General features: G+C 66.2%; 19 protein-coding genes. 9 read left to right on the forward strand and 10 right to left on the reverse strand.

Annotated elements, in window-relative coordinates; genetic code table 11:
* The first annotated feature begins 51 nt into the window (after positions 1-51).
* From greB to GV068_RS21290, 3 genes are all read left to right on the forward strand, one after another.
* Positions 52-621: a transcription elongation factor GreB gene (greB, locus tag GV068_RS21280; protein ID WP_159702580.1), complete on the forward strand. Its 570-nt coding sequence runs from the start codon at positions 52-54 to the stop codon at positions 619-621.
* 57 nt (positions 622-678) lie between these two features.
* Complete coding sequence (locus GV068_RS21285; RefSeq protein ID WP_159702583.1) at positions 679-1,269, forward strand: biliverdin-producing heme oxygenase; 591 nt, start codon at positions 679-681, stop codon at positions 1,267-1,269.
* Positions 1,270-1,370: 101 nt separating this feature from the next.
* Positions 1,371-1,796, forward strand: a complete 426-nt coding sequence (locus tag GV068_RS21290; RefSeq protein ID WP_159702586.1) for a YciI family protein — start codon at positions 1,371-1,373, stop codon at positions 1,794-1,796.
* 10 nt (positions 1,797-1,806) lie between these two features.
* On the opposite strand, the gene GV068_RS21295 is transcribed toward GV068_RS21290, so the two are convergent.
* From GV068_RS21295 to GV068_RS21305, 3 genes are all read right to left on the reverse strand, one after another.
* The gene (locus tag GV068_RS21295) at positions 1,807-2,193 is read right to left on the reverse strand and encodes a VOC family protein (protein ID WP_159702589.1); all 387 of its coding nucleotides are present in this window, start codon (positions 2,191-2,193) and stop codon (positions 1,807-1,809) included.
* A gap of 74 nt (positions 2,194-2,267) precedes the next feature.
* Entirely contained in the window at positions 2,268-4,454 is a 2,187-nt protein-coding gene (locus GV068_RS21300; RefSeq protein WP_159702592.1) for a tetratricopeptide repeat protein, read from the reverse strand.
* A 120-nt stretch (positions 4,455-4,574) separates the two neighbouring features.
* Positions 4,575-6,533: an ATP-binding protein gene (locus GV068_RS21305; RefSeq protein ID WP_159702595.1), complete on the reverse strand. Its 1,959-nt coding sequence runs from the start codon at positions 6,531-6,533 to the stop codon at positions 4,575-4,577.
* Between the two features lie 138 nt (positions 6,534-6,671).
* Here GV068_RS21305 and GV068_RS21310 point away from each other — a divergent pair, with 138 nt between their 5' ends.
* Positions 6,672-7,238: a hypothetical protein gene (locus GV068_RS21310; protein WP_159702598.1), complete on the forward strand. Its 567-nt coding sequence runs from the start codon at positions 6,672-6,674 to the stop codon at positions 7,236-7,238.
* A gap of 10 nt (positions 7,239-7,248) precedes the next feature.
* On the opposite strand, the gene GV068_RS21315 is transcribed toward GV068_RS21310, so the two are convergent.
* From GV068_RS21315 to GV068_RS21330, 4 genes are all read right to left on the reverse strand, one after another.
* The gene (locus GV068_RS21315) at positions 7,249-9,492 is read right to left on the reverse strand and encodes a bifunctional (p)ppGpp synthetase/guanosine-3',5'-bis(diphosphate) 3'-pyrophosphohydrolase (protein ID WP_159702601.1); all 2,244 of its coding nucleotides are present in this window, start codon (positions 9,490-9,492) and stop codon (positions 7,249-7,251) included.
* A gap of 76 nt (positions 9,493-9,568) precedes the next feature.
* A complete protein-coding gene (gene rpoZ / locus GV068_RS21320) occupies positions 9,569-9,772 on the reverse strand; it encodes a DNA-directed RNA polymerase subunit omega (protein WP_005665923.1) in 204 nt (67 codons plus the stop codon).
* Between the two features lie 54 nt (positions 9,773-9,826).
* Positions 9,827-10,471, reverse strand: coding sequence for a guanylate kinase (gene gmk, locus GV068_RS21325; RefSeq protein WP_159702604.1), 645 nt, complete (start codon positions 10,469-10,471; stop codon positions 9,827-9,829).
* Between the two features lie 196 nt (positions 10,472-10,667).
* A complete protein-coding gene (locus GV068_RS21330; protein WP_159702607.1) occupies positions 10,668-11,555 on the reverse strand; it encodes a YicC/YloC family endoribonuclease in 888 nt (295 codons plus the stop codon).
* Positions 11,556-11,685: 130 nt separating this feature from the next.
* On the opposite strand from GV068_RS21330, the gene GV068_RS21335 reads away from it, so the two are divergent.
* The 5 genes from GV068_RS21335 (at position 11,686) to hemW (ending at position 16,389) form a co-directional block, all read left to right on the forward strand.
* Complete coding sequence (locus GV068_RS21335; protein ID WP_159702610.1) at positions 11,686-12,669, forward strand: serine/threonine-protein kinase; 984 nt, start codon at positions 11,686-11,688, stop codon at positions 12,667-12,669.
* A gap of 16 nt (positions 12,670-12,685) precedes the next feature.
* Positions 12,686-13,612, forward strand: a complete 927-nt coding sequence (locus GV068_RS21340) for a PP2C family serine/threonine-protein phosphatase (protein WP_159702614.1) — start codon at positions 12,686-12,688, stop codon at positions 13,610-13,612.
* 11 nt (positions 13,613-13,623) lie between these two features.
* A complete protein-coding gene (rph, locus tag GV068_RS21345) occupies positions 13,624-14,358 on the forward strand; it encodes a ribonuclease PH (RefSeq protein WP_159702617.1) in 735 nt (244 codons plus the stop codon).
* A gap of 214 nt (positions 14,359-14,572) precedes the next feature.
* A complete protein-coding gene (gene rdgB, locus GV068_RS21350) occupies positions 14,573-15,157 on the forward strand; it encodes an RdgB/HAM1 family non-canonical purine NTP pyrophosphatase (RefSeq protein WP_159702621.1) in 585 nt (194 codons plus the stop codon).
* Complete coding sequence (hemW, locus tag GV068_RS21355) at positions 15,154-16,389, forward strand: radical SAM family heme chaperone HemW (RefSeq protein WP_159702624.1); 1,236 nt, start codon at positions 15,154-15,156, stop codon at positions 16,387-16,389. The genes rdgB and hemW overlap by 4 nt, the downstream gene beginning before the upstream one ends.
* A 129-nt stretch (positions 16,390-16,518) precedes the next feature.
* On the opposite strand, the gene GV068_RS21360 is transcribed toward hemW, so the two are convergent.
* The 3 genes from GV068_RS21360 to GV068_RS21370 form a co-directional block, all read right to left on the reverse strand.
* A complete protein-coding gene (locus tag GV068_RS21360; RefSeq protein ID WP_159702627.1) occupies positions 16,519-17,511 on the reverse strand; it encodes a M28 family peptidase in 993 nt (330 codons plus the stop codon).
* Between the two features lie 165 nt (positions 17,512-17,676).
* Positions 17,677-19,107, reverse strand: coding sequence for an efflux transporter outer membrane subunit (locus GV068_RS21365; protein WP_308637497.1), 1,431 nt, complete (start codon positions 19,105-19,107; stop codon positions 17,677-17,679).
* On the reverse strand, positions 19,104-22,265 hold the full coding sequence (locus GV068_RS21370) for an efflux RND transporter permease subunit (protein WP_159702630.1): 3,162 nt from the start codon (positions 22,263-22,265) through the stop codon (positions 19,104-19,106). Before GV068_RS21370 ends, GV068_RS21365 begins: the two co-directional genes overlap by 4 nt.
* Positions 22,266-22,281: the final 16 nt, after the last annotated feature.

The raw sequence follows: 22,281 nt of genomic DNA on the forward strand, positions 1-22,281 counted from the left end.
GATACGGTAAGCGGGAGCGCCCGGGCGCCGCTTGCCATTACAATAAGGTCCATGAACAAGGCATTCGTAAAAGAGTCCGACAACGACGACGACGACGCGGACGCGTTGGCGCTGGCCCAGGCCATCCCGGCCGGGGCCAAGAACTACATCACGCCCGCCGGCTACCAGGCCATCAAGGACGAGCTCCTGCAGCTGATCGACGTCGAGCGCCCCGAGGTGGTGAAGGTCGTGCACTGGGCGGCGTCGAACGGCGACCGCTCGGAAAACGGCGACTACATCTACGGCAAGCGCCGCCTGCGCGAGATCGACCGCCGCATCCGTTTTCTGACCAAGCGCATGGATTCGGCCTTCGTGGTCGACCCCAGCGTGCACTACGGCAACGACCAGGTCTTCTTCGGCGCCACCGTCAGCTACCTGAACAAGGCGGGCGAGGAGCACACCGTCACCATCGTCGGCATCGACGAGCTCGATCCGCTGCGCGGCAAGATCAGCTGGGTCTCGCCGGTGGCGCGCGCCCTCACCAAGTGTCGGGAAGGTGATGTTGCCACGCTACAGACCCCGCTCGGTACGGACGAGCTTGAAATTCTTTCGGTCGAATATCCGGAGCCCATCACGGACTGAAGCGCCCGGGTGGTAAGATGGACGATTGCCGCCCATCGAGAACCTCCTCGAGCCTTCATGAACCGTCCAAACGATTCCGTGCGCGACACCGATGTACTGGCCGCGCTGCGGACTGCGACTGCCTCGCGGCACGGGCGGCTCGACAGCGGCCTGCCGCTGTCCGCACCCCTACCCAGCCTGGAAGACTACGCCGCGCACCTGGCAATGGTGCGCGACTGGCTGGCGCCGCTCGAGCGCTGGCTGGCCGGCTTTGCCGACGGCCCCCAGCGCGAGCCCACGCTGCCGCCCACCGCGCGGCTGGCCCTGATCGATGCCGACCTGGCCGAACCCGGCATGGTCGACGCGCCGCCGCGCCTGGCCGCCGGATGGCCGCTGGATGCCAGCACCGCCTACCGCTGGGGCGTCGCCTACGTGATCGAAGGATCGCAGCTGGGCGGGGCTGTCCTGTACGGCAATCTGGCCGGGCCGCTGGCCCCGCACCCGCTGCGCTACCTGCGCGGCGACGCGGCCGGCCCGGGCCCGCGCTGGCGCGCCTTCATGCTGGCCCTGCGCGCCCACGTCACCAGCCCGGAAGAAATCGCCGAAGCCTGCGCCGGCGCCTGCGCGGCCTTCGACGCCATCCTGGGCCTGGCTCCCTTGAGAAAATAATTCAAAAGAATTGGGCGCGGCTGTCGATTTCGCAGCGCGCCGATCGTCGTCATGTCAAATGGCGGACAAATCGCCATATCTAACAACTGAAGGAGATTGCGATGCGATTCATGATTCTGCTGAAAGCCGACAAACACAGCGAAGCGGGCGAAATGCCGGACGAGAAGCTGCTCACCGACATGGGCAACTTCAATGACGAACTGATCAAGGCGGGCGTGATGGTCTCGGGCGAGGGCCTGCATCCGTCCTCGCGCGGCGCGCGCGTTCATTTCGACAAAAGTGGAAGCGTCCGGGTCGTGGACGGTCCTTTCGCCGAGACCAAGGAATTGCTGGCCGGCTTCTGGATCTGGCAGGTCAAGTCGAAGGAAGAGGCGATCGAATGGGTCAAGCGCGTGCCGATGCCGATGGCCGGCGGCGAAGCCGAGATCGAGATCCGCCAGATCTTCGACATGGAAGACTTCGGCGACGCCATGACGCCGGAACTGCGTGAGCAGGAAGAACGCCAGCGCGCCGCGCTGGCGGGCTGAACAAGCCGGCTTACTGCCCCGCGGGCGGCTCCCAGAGCTCGACCTTGTTGCCTTCGGGGTCCACCACCCAGCCGAACTTGCCGAACTCCGAGTCGTCGGTCTTGTCCAGCACATTGCAGCCTTCCTCGCGCAAGGCCTGCAGCAGGGCGTCCAGGTCGGCGACCCGGTAATTGATCATGAAATTGGCCTTGCCCGGCGCAAAGTGGTCGCTGCCGGCCTGGCCGATCGACCAGATCGTCACGCCGCCGTCCGGCTGGCGCGCCTCGTCGCTCCAGGTGAAGGCCGCGCCGCCCCAGTCCAGTACGTCGACGCCCAGATGCTGCTTGTACCAGGCGCGCAAGGCCACCGGGTCTTGTGCGTTGAAGAAGATGCCGCCGATGCCGGTAACCCGTTTCATGTTTTTCTCCTAGTTGAGGAGCGCCAAGCTTAGAGCGTCCGGGTTTTAATAGCAATATGGAATTGCCGGAGGGTTCAGTCCGGTTCCAGCGGATGCTGCGCCGGCACCTCGAAACCTTCCGCCGGCAAGCCCGCGCACCAGCGTTCCCACATGTGGCGCAGCGCATATTCGAAGGCGTCGACGATGGCGCCCACGCCTGCCGGCGTCCACAAGGGAGAGCGTTTGCGCAGGGTGGCGCGAACCTGCGCCAGCGCCGCCAGGTCTTTGCTGGCCGCGATCCCCTTCGCCACGAAATCCGCGCCGTCGCGGGCGACGAAATCCTGCAGCCCATGGTGGGCGAGCAGGGCGGCAGTCTGGCGGCCCGCGATCGAGCGGCCCGCCAGGCTCAGGGTGGGCACGCCCATGTAGAGCGCGAACAGGGTGGTGGTGCCGCCCGTGTAGGGAAAGGTATCGAGGCAGATGTCGATCCCGCCGTGCATGGCCAGGTAGTCGGGGGTGCCGGTGCGCGGATGGAAGCTGGTGCGCGCCGCGTCGATGCCTTCCTCCTGCAGCCAGCTAGCGAGCTGCTCGTGGCCGCCGCCTTCGACCGGCATGCCGGCCACCACCAGGCGCGCATTCGGCAGTGCCCGCAGCAGCTCGCTCCACAGGGCGATCACTTCGCGGCTGATCTTGCTGAGCCGGTTGAAGCTGCCGAAAGTCAGGTAGCCGTTCGCCAGCGCCGGCAGCGGCGTGACCTCCGGCGCCTCGGCGTTCGGTTCGAAGGCCGAGCCCACCGGGATCCGCACCAGCGCTTCCGTGAACAGGTGCTCGTATTCGCCGCGCGGCAGCAAGTGGCGGTCGTACAGGTAGTAATCCATGGTCGCCAGTCCGGTGGTGCCCGGGTAGCCCAGCCAGGACACCTGGATCGGCGCCGGCTTGCGCGCGAACACGTGCAGGCGGTTGTAGGCGGTGTGGCCGCTCATGTCGACCAGGATGTCGATGCCGTCCTTGCGGATCAGCGCTTCCAGCGCGTCGTCCTCCAGCGCACTGACCTCGCGCCAGTGCGCGACATGGCTGCGCAGGGCGGCGGTGGTGTCGTCCTGCACTGGATGGGTGTAATAGGCATGCAGCGCCAGGCCGGGGCGCTTGCCCAGTTCGCGGAACATCGGCGCGATGAAGCTCGCGACCGCATGGTTGCGCAGGTCGCCGGAGACGAAGCCGATCCTGATGGGCCGGCCCGGCTCGCGCGTATTGGTCCATTTGCGCGCCGCCTTGATGCGGCTGGCAAAGTTCTGACCGAAGCGTACGTGCTCGGCGAACAGTTCGTCCGGCGTGAAGCGCTCCATGTGGCTCATGCAGAACAGCATGTTGCCGTAGGCGTTCGAATGGTTCGGCTCGCGCGCCAGCAGGCGCCGGTAAGCATCCACCGCTTCGTCGGCCCGGCCCAGGTTATCGAGGATCACGGCGATACTGGCCAGGGCGCCGGTATCCTCCGGGTCGATGGCCAGGGCGGCCGTGACGGCGGCCAGCGCTTCGGTCGGGCGCCCCATTTCCTGCAAGGTCGCGGCCAGGTGGTTATAGGCGTTGATGTTGTCCGGGTCGAGCGCCGCGGCGCGCTCCAGCACGCTCTTTGCATCGTCCAACTGGCCGGCGCCGCGCAGCATCAGGCCCAGGTTGCACAGGGTTTCGGCATCGTCGGGGCCGTACTGCGCCGCCTTCGACATCGCCGCCAGTGCTTCCGGAAAATCGCGCTGGCTGTACAGGACGCCGCTCAGCAGCTTCCAGCCAAAGGGGTGCTGCGGGAATTCCTCGGTGAGCTTGCGCGCCAGCCTGCCCGCGGCTTCCTTTTTTCCTTTCGCGTACAGGGCGCCGGCCGCCTCGATCCGCTGATCCGAGGGCGCGCCTTGCCGATCCAGCTGCTGCTCGAACGCATCGATTTCCGGTCCTTCGAGGCCCTGGCTGCGTCCGAGTGCGATCAGCTCGCGCGCGGTCGCGTACTGGCGGGCTTCCATCAAGGCATCGAGGTAGACGATCCAGTATGACGCTTCCTCTGGCGCGGCCTGCAGCGCATTGGCGAAGTGCGGGATCGCCGCGCCCGCATCGCCGGCGCGGCGCTCCAGCATGCCCAGACCGAAGTGGGCCTCGGCGCGGGCGGGCTGGAGTTCGAGCACGGCGCGAAACAGCGCGCCGGCCTGCTCGAACTGGCCGGCTTCGAGCTCGTTCAGGCCAGCATGCAGGGCTTCGTCGGCAAGCGTCTGGAGTTCGTCGGTGGGGGGAGGCATCAATGGTTCCTGCAGGGAGGCTGGCGCCGGAGGATGGAGGGCGGTTTCTGGCCATTACGATAGAGCATGACCCTGCCAGCGTCAAGAATGGCGCTGCCGCTGATGGAAGCCGCCGCCGCGCTAGCGCCCTGCTGCGTTTGCCGGCAGGTGCGCCAGCAGGCGCTTGATTTCCGCGCTGCCGGCCGGCTTGGTCAGGTGCGCATCGAAGCCCGCCGCTCTGGCGCGGGCGCGGTCGCCTTCCGAGCCCCAGCCGGTCAGCGCGACCAGGTAGGTTTGGCGGCAGGCGCTGTCGGCGCGCAGCGCGGCCGCCACCTCGTAGCCGTCCAGTCCCGGCATGCCGATGTCGAGGATCGCGAGCTCGTAGCTGCCGGTCCTGGCGCGCTCCAGGGCGCGGCGGCCGTCGTGCACCACGTCCACCGCGTGCCCGTCCAGCTGGAGCAGGGCCATGATGGTGTGCGCGGCGTCGATGTTGTCGTCCGCGACCAGTACCTTGAGCCGCCTGCCGGGTGAAGCGTCGCCGGCGGATGCCGGCTGCGGCGCCTGGGCATCCGGCAGGGCGCCGGCCAGCGGCAGCTCCACCACGAAGCTGCTGCCCTGTCCCTCGCCCGCGCTCTCGGCGTGCACCGCGCCGCCATGCATCTCGACCAGGCCGCGCACCAGCGCCAGCCCGATCCCCAGCCCGCCCTGCGCCCGTCCCATGTTGCGCGACACCTGGTTGAACATCTCGAACACTTCGGACAAGGCCTCGGCGGGGATGCCGATCCCGGTGTCGGTAATGGCAACGCGCACGCTGCGCCCGTCGTGTTCCACCCGCACCCCGATCCGTCCGCCGGCAGGCGTGTACTTGGCCGCATTCGTCAGCAGGTTGCTGAACACCTGGGCCAGGCGCGTGGGGTCGGCGTGCAGCAGCAGCGGCGTGTCCGGAATCGACAGGTCGAGCGTGTGGCCGGCCGCCTGGATCTGGGGCTGGGCGGTCTCCACCGCGGTGGCGATGGCATCGCGCAGGACGACCCGTTCGCGCTTGAGTTCCACCTTGCCGCTGTTGATGCGGGCGATGTCGAGCAGGTCGTCGATCAGGTGCACCAACTGGCCCAGCTGGCGTTCCATCATGTCGTGGATACGCGCCGGCGGGGTCGCGCCCGACAGGCGCAGCAGGTCCAGGCCCGTGCGAATCGGCGCCAGCGGATTGCGCAGTTCGTGCGCCAGGGTGGCCAGGAACTCGGTCTTGCGCCGGTTCTCCCGGGCCAGGTCGTTGGCCAGGCTGCGCAGGTCGTCGCGCGTGCGGCGGCTCTCGGTGACGTCGTTGAACAGGACCGCGACCTTGCCCAGCGCCGGGTCGCCCACGCGGGTCGCGTAGATGTTGAACCAGCGCCCGATCGGCGACGGTTCCTCGGCCAGGCGCAGCGGCTTTCCGGTCAGTGCCACGCTGCTGTACAACTCGGCCCAGTGGGTGTCGGTCAGCCCCGGCACCAGTTCGCGCACGTACTTGCCACGCGCGTTCACCAGGCCGGTCTGGGCCTCGAAGGCGGGATTGATGTCGAGGAAGCGGTAGTCGACCGGCTTGCCGTCTTCGTCATAGCGGATGTCGACGATGCAGAAGCCGTCGTCCATCGATTCGATCAGCTTGCTGTACAGCTCGGTGGTGGTGCGCTGCTGTTCCTGCGCCTTCACCTGTTCGCTGATGTCGAGCGTGTAGTGCAGGATGAAGATCAGCTGTCCGGCGGCGTCGAACACGGGCGCGTTGACGGCGTTCCAGTAGCGTTCCTCGACCACCTCGCTGCCGTCCGGCTGGCGCACGCGGATCGGGTAGTGCTGCGCCGGCATGGTCTGCGGCGTGCCGCTGCGGATCGCCTCGGCGATCGAGTCGCGCAGGGCCACGCGCGGATCGTCCGCGGGGCTGCCCGGGGCGTCGAAGGCCGCGAACAGGCGCGTTCCCAGCAGCTCTTCCCGGGAGCGGGTGCTGATCTGCAGGAAGGCGTTGTTGACCGCGATGAAGACCGGATCGGCCGAGGGCGAGAACAGGGCGGTGGGAATCGCCGAGCTGTTGAAGACTGCCTGGATCTGGTCCAACGAGAGCATAGCGTCCAGTACGAATGGAAAGATGGCCACATCATACGCCCTTCGACACAATTGCTGGATAGTGATTTGCCAAGGGCCCGCGCTTGCCCCACACTGGCGCCTGCCCGGCAGTTCAACAGCAAGAAAAGGAAGACCATCATGGGATATTCGATCGCCTGGATCGCGGTGCGCGGCAAATCGAAGGAGGACATACTGGCCCAGCTGGCGCTGCTTGACACCGGCGCGCCGGACGAGGCGGGCGAATGCCCGGTGTTGGGCGCGGCGCTGCCGGGCGGCGGCTACCTGGTCTTCTTCAACGACATGGCCCACCCGGCCGTCCAGGCGGAGAGCATGACGCGGCTGTCCGAAGGCTGCGAAGCGCTCGCCTGCCAGGTGGAAGAGCACATCATGGCCAGCGCCGCCTTCCAGTACAGGGATGGCGCCAAGGTCTGGGACGTGGCGCACCTGTCGGAGGAGGGCCTGTACCACCTGGCGGTGGGCGGCACGCCGCCGCCGCTGCTGGCCACCATTCACGACGAAATGCGGGCGACCCAGGACGAGCACGGCGGCCTCGAGGCCGACGTCGACTGCCTGTTCGAAGTGCCGCTGATGCTGGCGAACGCCTTGTCCGGCTTCCGCCATGACGAAGCCACGCTGCTGTCGGGGGAAACGCTGGTCTTTACCGAGCTGGTGCCCGCCGCGCCGGGAAAGGCGCGGCGGCACTGAGGAAAGCGCGTTACGAGCGTTCGCGCTCGACGCGGTTGACGCCCGCCACCCGCCGCAGGTTGCGGATCAGCTGCGCCAGGTGCACCCGGTCCTTGACCTGGATGGTGAAGCGCAGCTGGGTCATCAGGTGTTCGTCGTCCTCGTCCATGCCGACATAGGTGATGTTGGCGTCGGACTCGCCGATCTCTGCGGCCACGCGCGCCAGGATGCCCTTCTCGTTGTTGATGAGCAGGCGGATGCGGCAGTCGAAGCGGCGGTTGAGCTCTTCGCCCCACTGGACGGCAATCCAGCGGTCCGGTTCCTTGGCGCGGATGCGCTTGGCCGGCAGGCACTCGCAGGTGTGCACCACCAGGCCCTGGTCGCGGCGCAGCTGGCCGATGATCTGGTCGCCCGGGATCGGCAGGCAGCAGGGCGCCAGCTGCACCGACACGCCTTCGCTGCCGTAGATCGTGACGGGGTCGATGTCGCTGCTTGGCGCCGGCAGGGCGGTCGGCTTCTGCTCGGGGTCGGCGTCCATCAGGCCGAAGATGTGGCGCGCCACCAGCTGCGGCATGCGCTTGCCGATGCCGATGTCGGCGTACAGCTCTTCCAAGGACTTGGCCGAGGACTCGGCCAGCAGTTTTTCCACGGTGCTCGGGGGCAGCTCGGCGCCGATGTTGCGCGCGGCGAGGGCCCCGGCCAGCAGTTCCTGGCCCAGCTCGACCGACTCGTTGACGTTTACCGTGCGCAGGTAGTGGCGGATCGCGGAACGCGCCTTGCCGGTGCGGACGTAGCCCAGCCAGGTCGGGCTCGGGCGCGACTCCGGATCGGTGACGATTTCGACGATGTCGCCGTTGTGCAGTTCGTTGCGCAGCTGGGCCGGCTCGTTGTTGATCTTGACCGAGACCGTGTGGTCGCCGATGCCGGTGTGGATCGAATACGCGAAGTCGAGCGCGGTGGCGCCGCGCGGCAACGCGATGATCTTCGATTTCGGCGTGAACACGTAGACCGAATCCGGGAACAGGTCGACCTTGACGTGTTCCAGGAACTCGGCCGAGTCGCCGGTCTGCTGCTGGATGTCGAGCAGCGACTGCAGCCAGGCGTGGGTGCGCTGCTGCAGGTCCGACATGTTCGAGTCGCCGGTCTTGTACAGCCAGTGCGCCGCCACGCCGCTTTCGGCGGTGCGGTGCATGTCCTGGGTGCGGATCTGGAATTCGACCGGGGTGCCGTAGGGGCCGATCAGGGTGGTGTGCAGTGACTGGTAGCCGTTGATCTTGCGGATCGCGATGTAGTCCTTGAACTTGCCTGGCATCGGCTTGTACAGGGCGTGCAGGGTGCCGAGCGCCACGTAGCAGTTCGGGACGGTGTCGACCACCACCCGGAAACCGTACACGTCCAGCACCTGCGAGAACGACAGGTGCTTGTTGCGCATCTTTTTATAGATGCCGTACAGGGTCTTCTCGCGGCCGTAGACCTCGGCCTGGATGCCGGCGGTCGCCAGCTGGTTCTTGACGGTGTCGAGGATCTTCTTGACCACCTCGCGGCGGTTGCCGCGCGCCGCCTTGACGGCCTTGGCCAGCGTGTAATAACGCAGTGGGTACAGGTGCGAGAAGGACAGGTCCTGCAGCTCGCGGTAGATGTCGTTCAGGCCGAGGCGGTGCGCGATCGGGACGTAGACTTCCATGGTCTCGATCGAGATGCGGCGGCGCTTGGCGGGGATCATCACGCCCATCGTGCGCATATTGTGCAGGCGGTCGGCGAGCTTGATCAGGATCACGCGCACGTCCGAGGCCATGGCCAGCAGCATCTTGCGGAAGTTCTCGGCCTGGGCCTCGATCTGGCTCTGGAACTCGATCTTCTCGAGCTTGGACAGGCCGTCGACCATGTTGGCGACCTGGGCGCCGAAACGTTCGATCAGCTCGTCCTTCTTGACGTCCTGGTCTTCGATCACGTCGTGCAGCAGCGCGGCCATGATGGCCTGGGCATCGAGCTTCCACTCGGCGCAGATCTCCGCGACGGCGATCGGATGGGAAATATAGGGCTCGCCCGACTTGCGGACCTGGCCGAGGTGCATCTCGTCCGAGAAGCGGTAGGCTTCCTTGACTTTCTTGAGCTCGGCGGGGGTGAGGTAATCGGACAGCTTGTTGATGAGCTGCGTCACCGAGGCGACGCCCGGAGCGGGCGCCGGTGCTTCGGCGTCTTGCGGTTTACCCGGACGCTTGTTCCGGGTAGGAGCGGGGCCTGGATGGGTCGAATCCGGGGAAGACAAACTCATATGTAATATCGATCAGCCAGTGTAGGCACAGAATAACAGAATATCGATATGACGAAACCCAGGCCCTGCAAGGGTCTTACATCGGCACTTTCTTGAGCATCTCGAGGCCGACTTTACCGGCGGCGATTTCGCGCAGGGCGACGACGGTCGGCTTGTCCTTGGCTTCGACCTTCGGGGTGTGGCCCTGCAGCAGCTGGCGTGCGCGGTAGGTCGCGGCCAGGGTCAGCTGGAAGCGGTTCGGGACGTTCTTGAGGCAATCTTCGATGGTGATGCGGGCCATGTTCTCACTCCTGAATGACAATCAGCGACGTCCTTGCGGACGCCGCGCTTGGTATTACGTAGGTTGTTGCGCGTGGATTCCCAGCTGGGCAAACAAGTCGGCGTTGCGCGCCGCCTGCTGGGCGAAACGGCAACGTGTCGCTTTGACAATCGCCTGCAGCTCTGCGAGGGCGACGTTGAACTCTTCGTTGATGATAGCATATTCGAACTCCGGAGCGTGAGCGATCTCGCCCCCGGCGGCCAGCAGGCGGCGGGTGATGATGTGAGGCTCGTCGGTGCCGCGCTTGTGCAGGCGCTCCTCCAGGGCTTCGATCGACGGCGGCAAGATGAAGATGCCGGCCGCGTCGGGGAACTGCTTCTTGACCTGGCGCGCGCCCTGCCAGTCGATCTCCAGCAGGATGTCGGTGCCCAGTTTCATTTCCTGTTCCACGGTCACGCGGCTGGTGCCGTAATAGTTGCCATGGACTTCCGCCCATTCCAGGAACTCGCCGCGGTCGGCGCGCGCGACGAAGTCTTCCGCCGTCGTGAAGTGGTACTCGCGGCCATCCTGCTCGCCCGGACGCGGCGGGCGGGTGGTGGTCGAGATCGACAGCTTGATGCCCGGTTCCAGCTTCAGCAGGGCGTTGACCAGGGTCGATTTGCCGGCGCCGCTGGGTGCGGCGACGACGAACAGGCTGCCGGAGAGGGCGGGAGTAATCATGTTAATTCCTTGTGACGTGTGTATCGCGCAGCGATATCGTTCGCTGCATGTGTTCATCATAACGTTGAACGCGTGGGCAAGAAACTTGCCCACCCTACGAAACGCTGTATGCCGTTCGTAGGGTGGGCGGGTCTCCCGCCCACGCGTTCAATGCGCCGTTGCATTATGTTGCGCAACGACAACAATCTAAATCAAATTATTCGAGGTTCTGCACCTGCTCGCGCATCTGCTCGATCAGAAGTTTCAGCTCCATCGACGCATCCGCCAGCTCCTTCACCGATGCCTTGGCGCCCAGCGTATTCGCCTCGCGGTTCAGCTCCTGCATCATGAAGTCCAGGCGCTTGCCGACCTGGCCGCCTTTCCTCAGGATGTGGCGGGTCTCGTTCAGGTGGGCCGACAGGCGCGACAGCTCTTCGGAGACGTCGATGCGGATGCCGTACAGCGTCACTTCCTGGCGGATGCGCTCCAGCACTTCCTGGCGGCTCAGCACCGAGGGGTTGCCGTGGCCGGCCAGGCCCAGCGCGTCCTGCATGCGCTCGACCGCCTTCTGCTGGAACTGCGAGATCACCTGCGGGATGAGCGGGCTGATGCGCTTGACGATGCCTTCCATCGCCTCGATGCGCGACAGCAGCATGCCTTCCAGCGCCGCGCCTTCGCGCTTGCGGCTGTCGACGAAGGCGGCGACGGTGGTGGCGGTGAGGGCGGCGACGTCCGCCTGCAGCGACTCCTGGCCCACGGTCGATTCCTCGATCACGCCGGGCCAGCGCAGCAGCTCGGCCACCGTCATCTGCGGCGCCTGGGCAAAGTGCTTGGTTACCTCGGTCTGCAGGCGCGCGAGGTCGGACAGCAGTTCCTGGTTGAGCGCCTGCGAGCCGCCGGTCGTCTTGCGGCCAAAGGAGAGGCGCACTTCGACCTTGCCGCGCGTGATGGCCGCCATGATGGCGGCGCGCAGGTCGGGCTCGAGCGCGCGCAGGTCGTCATTGATGCGGAACTGGAGGTCGAGGAAGCGCGAATTGACGCTCTTGATCTCGATCGTGAGGGTGCCCGCAGCGCCTTCGCTGGTGGCCACCGCATAACCTGTCATGCTTGAAATGCTCAATGAATTCCCCGTTTTCTTATTCTTTATACACCCCGTGTCGGTTTCGCGGGGTGGCCTTTACAAAGCCGACATTTATCCCACACAATCCCCTTGTTAAGCAAGGAAACCTTCCCCGATGGCCGCACAGAATAACGCCCCACTGCCCGACGGCCTGGAAATTGCCGGATATCGCATTGTAAAGAAAATTGCGTCCGGTGGGTTCAGTATTGTCTATCTGGCATATGACGCTGAAGGCAACGCGGTCGCCATCAAGGAATACCTGCCCAGCCAGCTCGCCCTGCGCGCCCCCGGGGAGCTCGCGCCCAGCGTCTCCAAGCCCAATTTAGCGGTGTTTCGCATCGGCCTGAAGTGCTTCTTCGAAGAGGGGCGGGCCCTGGCGCGCATCGTCCATCCGAACGTGGTGCGGGTGGTGAACTTCTTCCGCGCCCACGAGACGGTCTACATGGTGATGGCCTACGAGTCCGGCCACACGCTGCAGGATCACATCGCGCGCCTGCATGCGCGCGGCAGCCGCATGAGCGAAACCTCGATCCGCCAGCTGTTCAAGGGCGTCTGCGCCGGTGTGCGCGAAGTCCACGCCAACAAGCTGCTGCACCTGGACCTGAAACCGGCCAACATCTACCTGCGCGTCGACGGATCGCCCTTGCTGCTCGACTTCGGCGCCGCGCGCCAGACCATCAATATCGACGCGCCCATGCTGGCGCCGATGTACACCCCGGGCTTCGCCGCGCCCGAGCTGTACAGCAAGGTCGCGACGCTCGGTCCCTGGACCGACATCTACAGCATCGGCGCTGCCATGTATGCCTGCATGACGCGCTCGATGCCGCCGGCGGTGGAAGCGCGCCGGCAAGAGGACAAGACCGAGGCCCAGTTCGCGAAGCTCGCGGGCAGCTATTCGCCGGAGCTGGTCGAGATGGTGCGCTCCTGCATGGCGCTCGATCCGCTGGCGCGGCCCCAGAGCGTGTTCGCGATGCAGAAGGTACTGCAGGCGCCGCCCACGCTGGCGCCGCAGCACGAGGATGACGACGGCGAGCCGGCGCGGCCAGGGGGCTGGCGCGGGCTGGTCGGCCGTCTCGGCGGCATCGGCCGCAAGGCCTGAACCTGAGGGAGCGAACATGCAGTTTTCCGTCTACCAGCAGACCCACATCGGCGGCCGCAAGGTCAACCAGGACCGCATGGGCTACAGCTTCACGCGCGATGCGCTGCTGCTGGTGCTGGCCGACGGCATGGGCGGGCACCTGGCCGGCGAGATCGCCGCCACCATCACGCTGCAGACCCTGTCGATGATGTTCCGCATGCAGGCGCGCCCGTATGTGAAAAAGCCCGAGCGCTTCCTCGAAGATGCGCTGAACCAGGCGCACTGGGACATCCTGGCCTACGCCGAAAAGCACAAGATGCCCGAGACCCCGCGCACCACCGTGGTGGCCTGCCTGGTGCAGCATAACTGCGCCGTGTGGGCGCACTGCGGCGACTCGCGCCTGTACTGGATGCGCCGCAACCAGGTGCTGGCGCGCACGCGCGACCATTCGCACCTCGAATACCTGATCGAGCGCGGCCGCGCCACGGAAGCCGAGCGCAATACCCACCCGGACCGCAACAAGCTGTACAACTGCGTGGGCGCCGGCCAGGCGCCGAAGATCGACATCTCAAGCCAGGTCAGCCTGGAACCGGGCGACACCCTGCTGCTATGTTCCGACGGCCTGTGGTCGATGCTGCCGGAGACCGAGATCGTGCACCGCCTGGCCACCTCGACCATCGTGCAGGCGGTGCCGGACCTGGTGGCGATGGCCGCCGCGATCGGTGGTGCGCGCGCCGACAACACGACCGCGCTGGCGATCACCTGGCAGGGCGCGGACGCGGCCGGCGCCACCACGCCGGACATGATCTCGACCCAGATGCTGCCCGAGGATGCGGTCAGCTCGACCATCACTGCCGGGCAGCCCCTGCCGTCCGGGGCGGACGCCTTCGACGAAGACGAAATCGAAAAAGCGATTGCCGAGATCCGCGAGGCGATCGAGAAGTCTTCCCAATTACTTAAATAAAAAGGTCCAACATGAGCTTCGAACAACGCCCGAGCGGTCGCGCGGTCGACCAGCTGCGCACGATCCGCATCACCCGCCAGTACACCAAACATGCCGAAGGTTCGGTGCTGATCGAGTGCGGCGACACCAAGGTGATCTGCACCGCCAGCATCGAAGAAAAGGTGCCGGGCTTCCTGAAAGGGAAGGGGCAGGGCTGGCTGACCGCGGAATACGGCATGCTGCCGCGTTCCACCCACACCCGCATGGACCGTGAAGCCGCGCGCGGCAAGCAGACCGGCCGTACCCAGGAAATCCAGCGCCTGATCGGCCGCTCGCTGCGCGCCGCCTTCGACCTGGAAGCCTTTGGCGAGCGCACCCTGCACCTGGACTGCGACGTGATCCAGGCCGACGGCGGCACCCGCACTGCCTCGATCACCGGCGCCATGGTGGCCGCCTACGACGCCTTCCAGGCGCTGGTGGGGCAGGGCGTCCTGCCTGCCGTGCCGGTGAAGCACTTCGTTGCCGCGATCTCGGTCGGCGTGTACAAGGGCACGCCGGTGCTGGACCTGGATTATGTCGAGGATTCGGATTGCGATACCGACATGAACGTCGTCATGACGGAGCAGGGGCACTTCATCGAAGTGCAGGGCACGGCCGAAGGTGCGGCGTTTGATCGGGCGGGGATGAACCGCCTGCTGGACCTGGGGCAGCTGGGGATTGCGGAGCTGATTAGGTTGCAAAAGCAATCTCTCGGCTTGGTTGGCTGATCAGCTTGCTCGACTTCGGTCTGGAACTTGGGTCCCGGCCTTCGCCGGGACGACGTGCGGAGGCTGCGGGTCGAATAGTAACGACCATTGTTAGCTGATAAACCGTCATCCCGGCGCAGGCCGGGATCCAAGTTCGCACCGCAGCCGCCACAGCGCCCTTTACCCCAACGCGCTAAAATATCCCCCCTCCGCAAAAAACACCGCCCGAGCCCCCATGACCCAACGCCTGATCCTCGCCTCCAACAACGCCGGCAAACTCAAGGAATTCGCCCAACTGCTCGAACCCATCGGCTTCGAACTGCACCCGCAAGGCGAATTCAATGTCCCGGAAGCGGAAGAGCCCTTCGGCACCTTCGTGGAAAACGCCCTGGCCAAGGCCCGCCATGCCGCGCGCCTGACCGGCCTGCCGGCTCTTGCCGACGACTCGGGCGTATGCGTCAACGCGCTGGGCGGCGCCCCCGGTGTGTATTCGGCCCGCTTCGCCGGCGAACCGAAATCCGACGCCCGCAACAACGAAAAACTGGTCGCGGACCTGGCGAGCCACGCCGACAAGTCGGCCTATTACTACTGCGTGCTGGTCTACGTGCGCCATGCCGACGACCCTCAGCCGGTGATCGCCGACGGCCAGTGGCACGGCGAGATCATCGCCGCCCCGCGCGGCGCCAACGGCTTCGGCTACGACCCGCACTTCCTGATTCCGTCGCTCGGCAAGACCACCGCCGAACTCGAACCGGGCGTGAAGAACGCCCATTCGCACCGCGGCCAGGCCCTGCGTGCACTGGTAGAAAAACTGAAATGATCCCGATTAAAGTCGCCGGCCCCGTGCCGGGCGAACCACGCTCCCCGGCCACTACAGCGCTTCAATACCTGCAGCCCGGCGCGCTGAACCTGACGGCCTTGCCGCCGCTGTCGCTCTACATCCACTTCCCGTGGTGCGTGCGCAAGTGCCCGTATTGCGACTTCAATTCGCACGAGGCCAAGGGCGAGCTGCCGGAAAAGGACTACCTCGACGCCGTGCGCCTCGACCTGGAGCAGTCGCTGCCCATGATCTGGGGCCGCAAGATCCACACCATCTTCATCGGCGGCGGCACGCCGAGCCTGATGTCGGCCGCGGGGCTCGACCGCCTGCTGTCCGACGTGCGCACCCTGCTGCCGCTGGCGCTGGACGCCGAGATTACGATGGAAGCGAATCCCGGCACCTTCGAGGCCGAGCGCTTCAAGTCTTACCGCGACAGCGGCATCAACCGCCTGTCGATCGGCATCCAGAGCTTCAACGGGGCCCACCTCAAGGCTCTGGGCCGGATCCACGACGAAGCCGAGGCGCGCCGCGCGGTGGATATCGCACGTTCGACCTTCGACAACTTCAACCTCGACCTGATGTTCGCGCTGCCGTCGCAGACGCTGGCGGAGGCACGCCGTGACCTCGAGACCGCGCTCTCGTTTGCGCCACCGCACCTGTCGATGTACCACCTGACGATGGAGCCGAACACGGTGTTCGCCAAGTACCCGCCGGCCCTGCCGGACGACGATACGAGTGCGGACATGCAGGACATGATTCTGGAGGCGACCGCCAACGCGGGCTACGAGCACTACGAGGTCTCGGCCTATGCCCAGCCGGGCAAGCGCGCCCAGCACAACCTCAACTACTGGCAGTTCGGCGACTACCTCGGCATCGGCGCCGGCGCTCACTCCAAGATCTCCTTCCCGCACCGCGTACTGCGCCAGGCGCGCTACAAGCAGCCGGGCTCCTTCATCGAGGCGGCGAAGCGCGGCAACCCGGTGCAGGAAGAGCACGAGATCGGGCGCGGCGACATGGGTTTCGAGTTCATGCTCAACGCGCTGCGCCTGACCGAGGGCTTTGATCCGAACCTGTTTGGCGAGCGTACCGGCATGGGCATCAGCGCCATCACCAAGGCGCTGAACGAGGCGGAAGGCAAGGGGCTGCTGTACCGCGACCACAAGCTGATCAAGCCGACCGAGCTGGGCCAGCGATTCCTGAATGATCTGCAGGAGATGTTTTTGGGGTCGTAGGGTGGGCGGGGTAATGCCGGGCAATGCCCGGGATTACGAACGCCCACGCGCTGATTGTTTGCGGCGAGATCATCCGGCGCGAAAGCGGAGTCCTCGACAATTACCGCGTGGGCGGACAAGCCGCCCACCCTACGTTTTCGTGGCACCCGCCAACGCGTCGATGGTACGCGCCAGGCCTTTGACCACCCGCGCCATGCTCGCGTAGTCAAGCTTGTCCGGCGTGTCCTCAGCCGTGTGATAGTAGGGATAACGCAGGAAGGCGGTATCCGTGATCATCAGGGCAGGGTAGCCCTGCCGGTTGTACGAACTGTGGTCCGACAGCGTCACGCCCATCACATGGGCCGGCGCGGCCAGGCCCTCGGCCGGGAAATCCGACTGCGCGCGGAAGGCCGCCAGCGCTTGGCGCACCAGCGCCGAGGATTCCAGCGTGCCCACAAAAGCGATGAAGTTGCCGCTGCTCGGGTACTGCTTCTCCAGCCCCGGCGGCAGCTTCTGGCTGTTCTTCTCCTGAGAATACCAGCCGATGGTTTCCAAAATGAGCGCGCCGGCTACGTTGTGGCCGCCCCGTTTGAGCGCGCGCGCATGCTGCATGCTGCCCATCTCCTCGCCTATGAAGAAGGGCGGTTCCTCGTTCACGAAAAACACGAACTTCACTTCGGTGCCGCGGCTCGGCTGCATGGTCTTGAGCAGGCGCGCCAGTTCCAGCACCGCGGCGGTGCCGCTGCCGTTGTCGTTGGCGCCGGGCGCGCCGCGTGCGGAATCGTAGTGCGCGCCGACGATGAAGATCCGTTCCGGCTTCGCGCCGGCCACGGTGTTCGAGACCGAGACCTCGATGTTGCGCACCTTCTGGCCGTCGGCCTCGTACTCCTGGCGCGTCAAGCGGTAGCCGTAGCCTTCGAGCGTGGCCTCGATGTGGCGCGCGGCCTGTTCCAGCGCGCGCGGCCTGGCGGTGTTGTGCTCCTCGCTGGCGATCGCCTCCACATGATTGCGCAGGCGGGTGGCGAGTTCCGGGCCGGGGCTGGTGGGAGGGGCGGAGTCGGTTTCCAAGGTCAAGGTAGCCAGCGCGACCGCCAGCAGGATCAGGATCAGGACTTTCCAGTGTGAGCGTGCGAATTTGCGCATGACAGTCGGGCGGCGAGCCTGCAAGCGTTCATGCGTCCAGTGTAGCGAGCTTGCGAATCTGGCATCGCTTCAATTCCGCGCTTCAATTCGTGCCCGCTTCAGGAAACGCCGGCGAAAAAAAACCGGGCTGCGCACAGCCCGGTTTTCGGTAAAGCGAAGAACAGCTCAGCGCGAAGCCACCGGCGTCGCGGCCTCGGTCCAGCCGCCGCCCAGCACGCTGTACAGCGTGACCTGGTTCTGCAGGCGCTGCAGGTTGGCCTGCACCGCCTGCTGCTGCGCCTGGAACAGCGCGCGCTGGGCGTCCAGCAGCTCGAGGTAGCTGGCTGCGCCGTTCCGGTAGCGCAGGTCCGCCAGGTTGAAGCGGTCGCCTTCCGCCTCCGCCACCGCACGCTGCGCGCGCAGCTGCTCGCTGAAGGTCGACTGGCCCGCCAGCGCGTCCGCCACTTCGCGGAAAGCCTGCTGGATCGAGCGCTCGTACTGCGCCACTGCGATGTCGCGCTGCGCACGGGCCGAGCCCAGCACCGCCGTGTTGCGGCCGTAGTCGAAGATCGGCAGGATCGCCTGCGGCGCGAAGGTCCAGCCGAAGGTGCCGGACTTGAACAGTCCCGACAGCTCGGTGCTGGCGCTGCCCACGCTGCCCGTCAGCGTAATGCGCGGGAAGAAGTTGGCGCGCGCCGCGCCGATGTTGGCATTGGCCGCGATCAGCTGCTGCTCGGCCGAACGGATGTCCGGACGGTTCGCCAGCAAGTCCGAAGGCAGGCCGGCCGGCAGGTCAGGCAGCTCGGTGGTGGCCAGGGTGGCGCCGGCGGCTGCGCTTGCCGGCACCGGGGTGCCCACCAGCAGGGTCAGGAGGTTGATGTCCTGCGCACGCTGGCGCTGCTGCGCCGCGAGCGTGGCCAGCGCGGTCTCGACCAGCGAGCGCGCCTGCTGCAGTTCGAAGCGCGACGCGACGCCGTTGTCGAAGCGCAGCTGGGTCAGGCGCATCGATTCCTGGCGCGTGCCCAGGGTCTGCTGGGTGATCGCCAGCAGCTCTTCGTCCGCCAGCAGCTGCAGGTAGACGTTGGCCACCGAGGAGATCAGGCTGATCTGCGCCGACTTGCGCGCCTCCTCGGTCGCCAGGTACTGCGCCAGCGCCGCCTGCGACAGGTTGCGCACGCGGCCGAACAGGTCGAGCTCGAAAGCGGAAACCGAGAAGCCCGACTGGTACAGGCTCGAGATCGGCTGGTCCTCGCCGGTGGTCTGGCGCTGGCCGCTGATACCCAGGCCCACGGTCGGCAGGCGATCGGCGCGGGTGATGCGGTATTGCGAACGGGCCTGCTCGATGTTGGCGATCGAGACGCGCAGGTCACGGTTGTTGGTGAGCGCCTGTTCGATCAGGCTGCGCAGGCGCGCGTCCGGGAAGAAGCGCTGCCAGGCGATGCTCGCCGGCGCCTCGTTCGCCAGCTGGGCGGCGGGGGCGCTGGCGGCCTTCGGCAGCTCGGGGAAGGCCTGGGCCACCGGAGCCGCCGGACGCTCGTACTTCGGCGCCAGCGACATGCAGCCTGCCAGCATCATTGCCAGAGCCAGCGGAGTCAGTTTTTTCATCGTATCGATCATGGTTGTTTTCCTTCGACTGCCGAAGCGGTGTCTCCGTGGTGCGCATACTTCTCGGTCTGGCGCTTGCTGCCCTTGAAGATCTTGCGGACCACGACGAAGAACAGCGGGACGAACAGCACGCCCAGCGTGGAAGCCGTAATCATACCGCCCATCACGCCGGTACCGATCGCGCGCTGCGATGCCGAGCCGGCGCCGCCTGCGATGACCAGGGGCAGCACGCCCAGGATGAAGGCCATCGAGGTCATGATGATCGGGCGGAAGCGCAGGTGCGCCGCCTCGATCGCCGCTTCCGCCGGCGACTTGCCCTGCGCCTGCAGGTCCTTCGCGAACTCGATGATCAGCACCGCGTTCTTCGCGGCCAGGCCGACGATGGTCACCAGGCCGATCTTGAAGTACACGTCGTTCGGGTAGCTGCGCATCAACGCCGCCAGCACCGCGCCCAGGATACCGAAAGGCACCACCAGCAGCACCGACACCGGGATCGTCCAGCTTTCATACAGCGCGGCCAGGGCCAGGAAGATCGCCAGCAGCGAGAAGGCCATCAGGATGCCCATGGTGCCGCCCGAGAGCTGTTCTTCGCGCGACTGGCCGGTCCATTCGAAGGCGAAGCCCGGCGGCAGCTTGGCGGCCAGCTTCTCCATTTCGGCCAGCGCGTCGCCGGTCGAATAGCCAGGCTTGGCGTCGCCCGAGATGCTCATCGCCGGATAGCCGTTGTAGCGCAGGGTCTGCATCGGGCCGGTCACCCAGCGCGTGGTCGCGAACGAGGACAGCGGCACCGGCTGGCCTTGCGTATTGAGCGCGTTCAGGCGCAGCAGGTCGTCCGGCTGCATGCGGGCGCTGGCATCGGCCTGCACCACGACACGCTGCAGGCGGCCGGCGTTCGGGAAGTCGTTCACGTACGACGAACCGAGCGAGGTCGAGATCGCGGTGTTGATCGCGTCGAAGGTGACGCCGAGCGCCTGCGCCTTGTCGCGGTCGATGTCGAGCATCACCTGCGGCGCGTCCTCCAGGCCTTCCGGACGCACGCCGGCCAGGATCGGGCTCTGCGCCGCCATGCCGAGCAGCTGGTTACGCGCCGCCAGCAGGGCATTGTGGCCGTTGCCGCCACGGTCCTGCAGGCGGAAGCTGAAGCCGGTGCCGCGGCCCAGTTCGGGAATCGGCGGCGGCGACAGCGCAAAGATGAAGGCATCGCGCACGCCCGACAGGCCGCCGATGATGCGGCCGGCCAGGTCCTGCGCGCTCGAACCTTCGCCCTTGCGCTCGCTCCAGTCCTTCAGCGGGATGAAGGCCAGCGCCATGTTCTGGCCGGCGCCCGAGAACGAGAAGCCCAGCACGCTGACCATGTTGGCCACTTCCGGCTGCTTCATGATGAAGGCTTCGGCGGTGCGCATCACCTCATTGGTGCGTTCGAGCGTGGCGCCCGGCGGCAGCTGGATGTTGGCGATCACGTAGCCCTGGTCTTCGTTCGGCAGGAAGGAGTTCGGCATGCGGGTGAACAGCAGCGCGACCAGGCCGCACACCAGCACGAAGCCGACCAGCGCGCGGCCGGAGCCGCGAATCAGCTTGCCGACCCAGCCTTCGTAGCCCTTGGCGGTCTTGGCGAAGCGGCGGTTGAACCAGCCGAAGAAGCCGCGCTTCTCGTGGTGGTGGCCGGCTTCGACGGGTTTCAAGAGGTGCGCGCACAGGGCAGGGGTGAGGGACAGCGCCAGGAAGGCCGAGAAGGCGATCGAGGACACCATCACCACCGCGAACTGGCGGTAGATGTTACCGACGGCGCCGGCGAAGAAGGCCAGCGGCACGAACACCGACATCAGGACCACCGTCACGCCGACGATCGCGCCGGAGATCTGGCCCATCGCCTTGCGCGTGGCTTCCAGCGGCGGCAGGCCCTCTTCGGACATGATGCGCTCGACGTTCTCGACGACCACGATGGCGTCGTCGACCACGATACCGATCACCAGCACCATGCCGAACATGGTCAGCACGTTGATCGAATAGCCCAGCGCCAGCAGCGTGCCCAGCGAGCCGAGCAGCGCGACCGGCACCACGATGGTCGGGATCACCGTGTAGCGGAAGTTCTGCAGGAACAGGTACATCACCAGGAACACCAGCACCAGCGCTTCGACCAGGGTATGCAGCACCTGCTCGATCGAGATGTCGATGAACTTCGAGCTGTCGAATGGCACGGTGGCCTTCATCCCGGCCGGGAAGAATTTCGACAGCTGGTCCATGCGTTCGCGCACCAGGCGCGCGGTTTCCAGCGCGTTGCCCGACGGCGCCAGCTGCACGCCGATACCGGTGGAAGGCTTGCCGTTCAGGCGCGCCGAAGTACCGTAGGCCTGGCCGCCGATCTCGATGCGCGCCACGTCCTTCAGGCGCACGGTCGAGCCGTCCGGATTCGCGCGCAGCACGATGTTGCCGAACTGTTCGACGGTCGAGAGCTGGCCGGTCACGACCACGGTCGCGTTGATTTCCTGGCCCTTGGCCAGCGGCAGTTCACCGATGGTGCCCGAGGCCACCTGGGCGTTCTGGCTGCGGATTGCGTTGTTGACGTCGGCCGGCGACAGGCGGAAGCCCACCAGCTTGGCCGGGTCGATCCAGATGCGCATCGCGCGCTCGGTACCGAACAGCTGCGCGGTACCGACGCCCTTGATACGCTGGATTTCAGGCAGCACCGTGCGCGAGGCGTAGTCGCCCAGCGCGATCGGGTCCCACTTCGGATCGTCCGAGGAGAGGATGGTAAACAGCAGGAAGTTCGCGCGCACCTTGTCGACGCGCACGCCCTGCTGGTTCACCGCCGCCGGCAGGCGCGGAGCCGCGCGCGACAGGCGGTTCTGCACGTCCACCTGTGCGAGTTCCGGGTTGGTGCCGGTTTCGAAAGTCAGGGTGATCGAGCCGCTGCCGTTGGCGGTGCTGCTCGATTCCATGTAAACGAGGCCTGGGGAACCGTTCATCTCGCGTTCGATGACGGAGATGACCGAGTCTTCCAGGGTCTGTGCCGAGGCGCCCGGGTAGGCGGCGTTGATCACGATCGATGGCGGGGCCACGTTCGGATACTGTGCGATCGGCAGCTGGGTGATCGACACGCCGCCGATCACCATGATGAACAGCGCGATCACCCAGGCAAAAATGGGGCGGTCAATAAAAAAACGAGCCATTGCTTAGTCCTGTTCT

It is taken from the genome of Massilia sp. 9I (assembly GCF_902506415.1).
GTDB lineage: Bacteria > Pseudomonadota > Gammaproteobacteria > Burkholderiales > Burkholderiaceae_D > Telluria.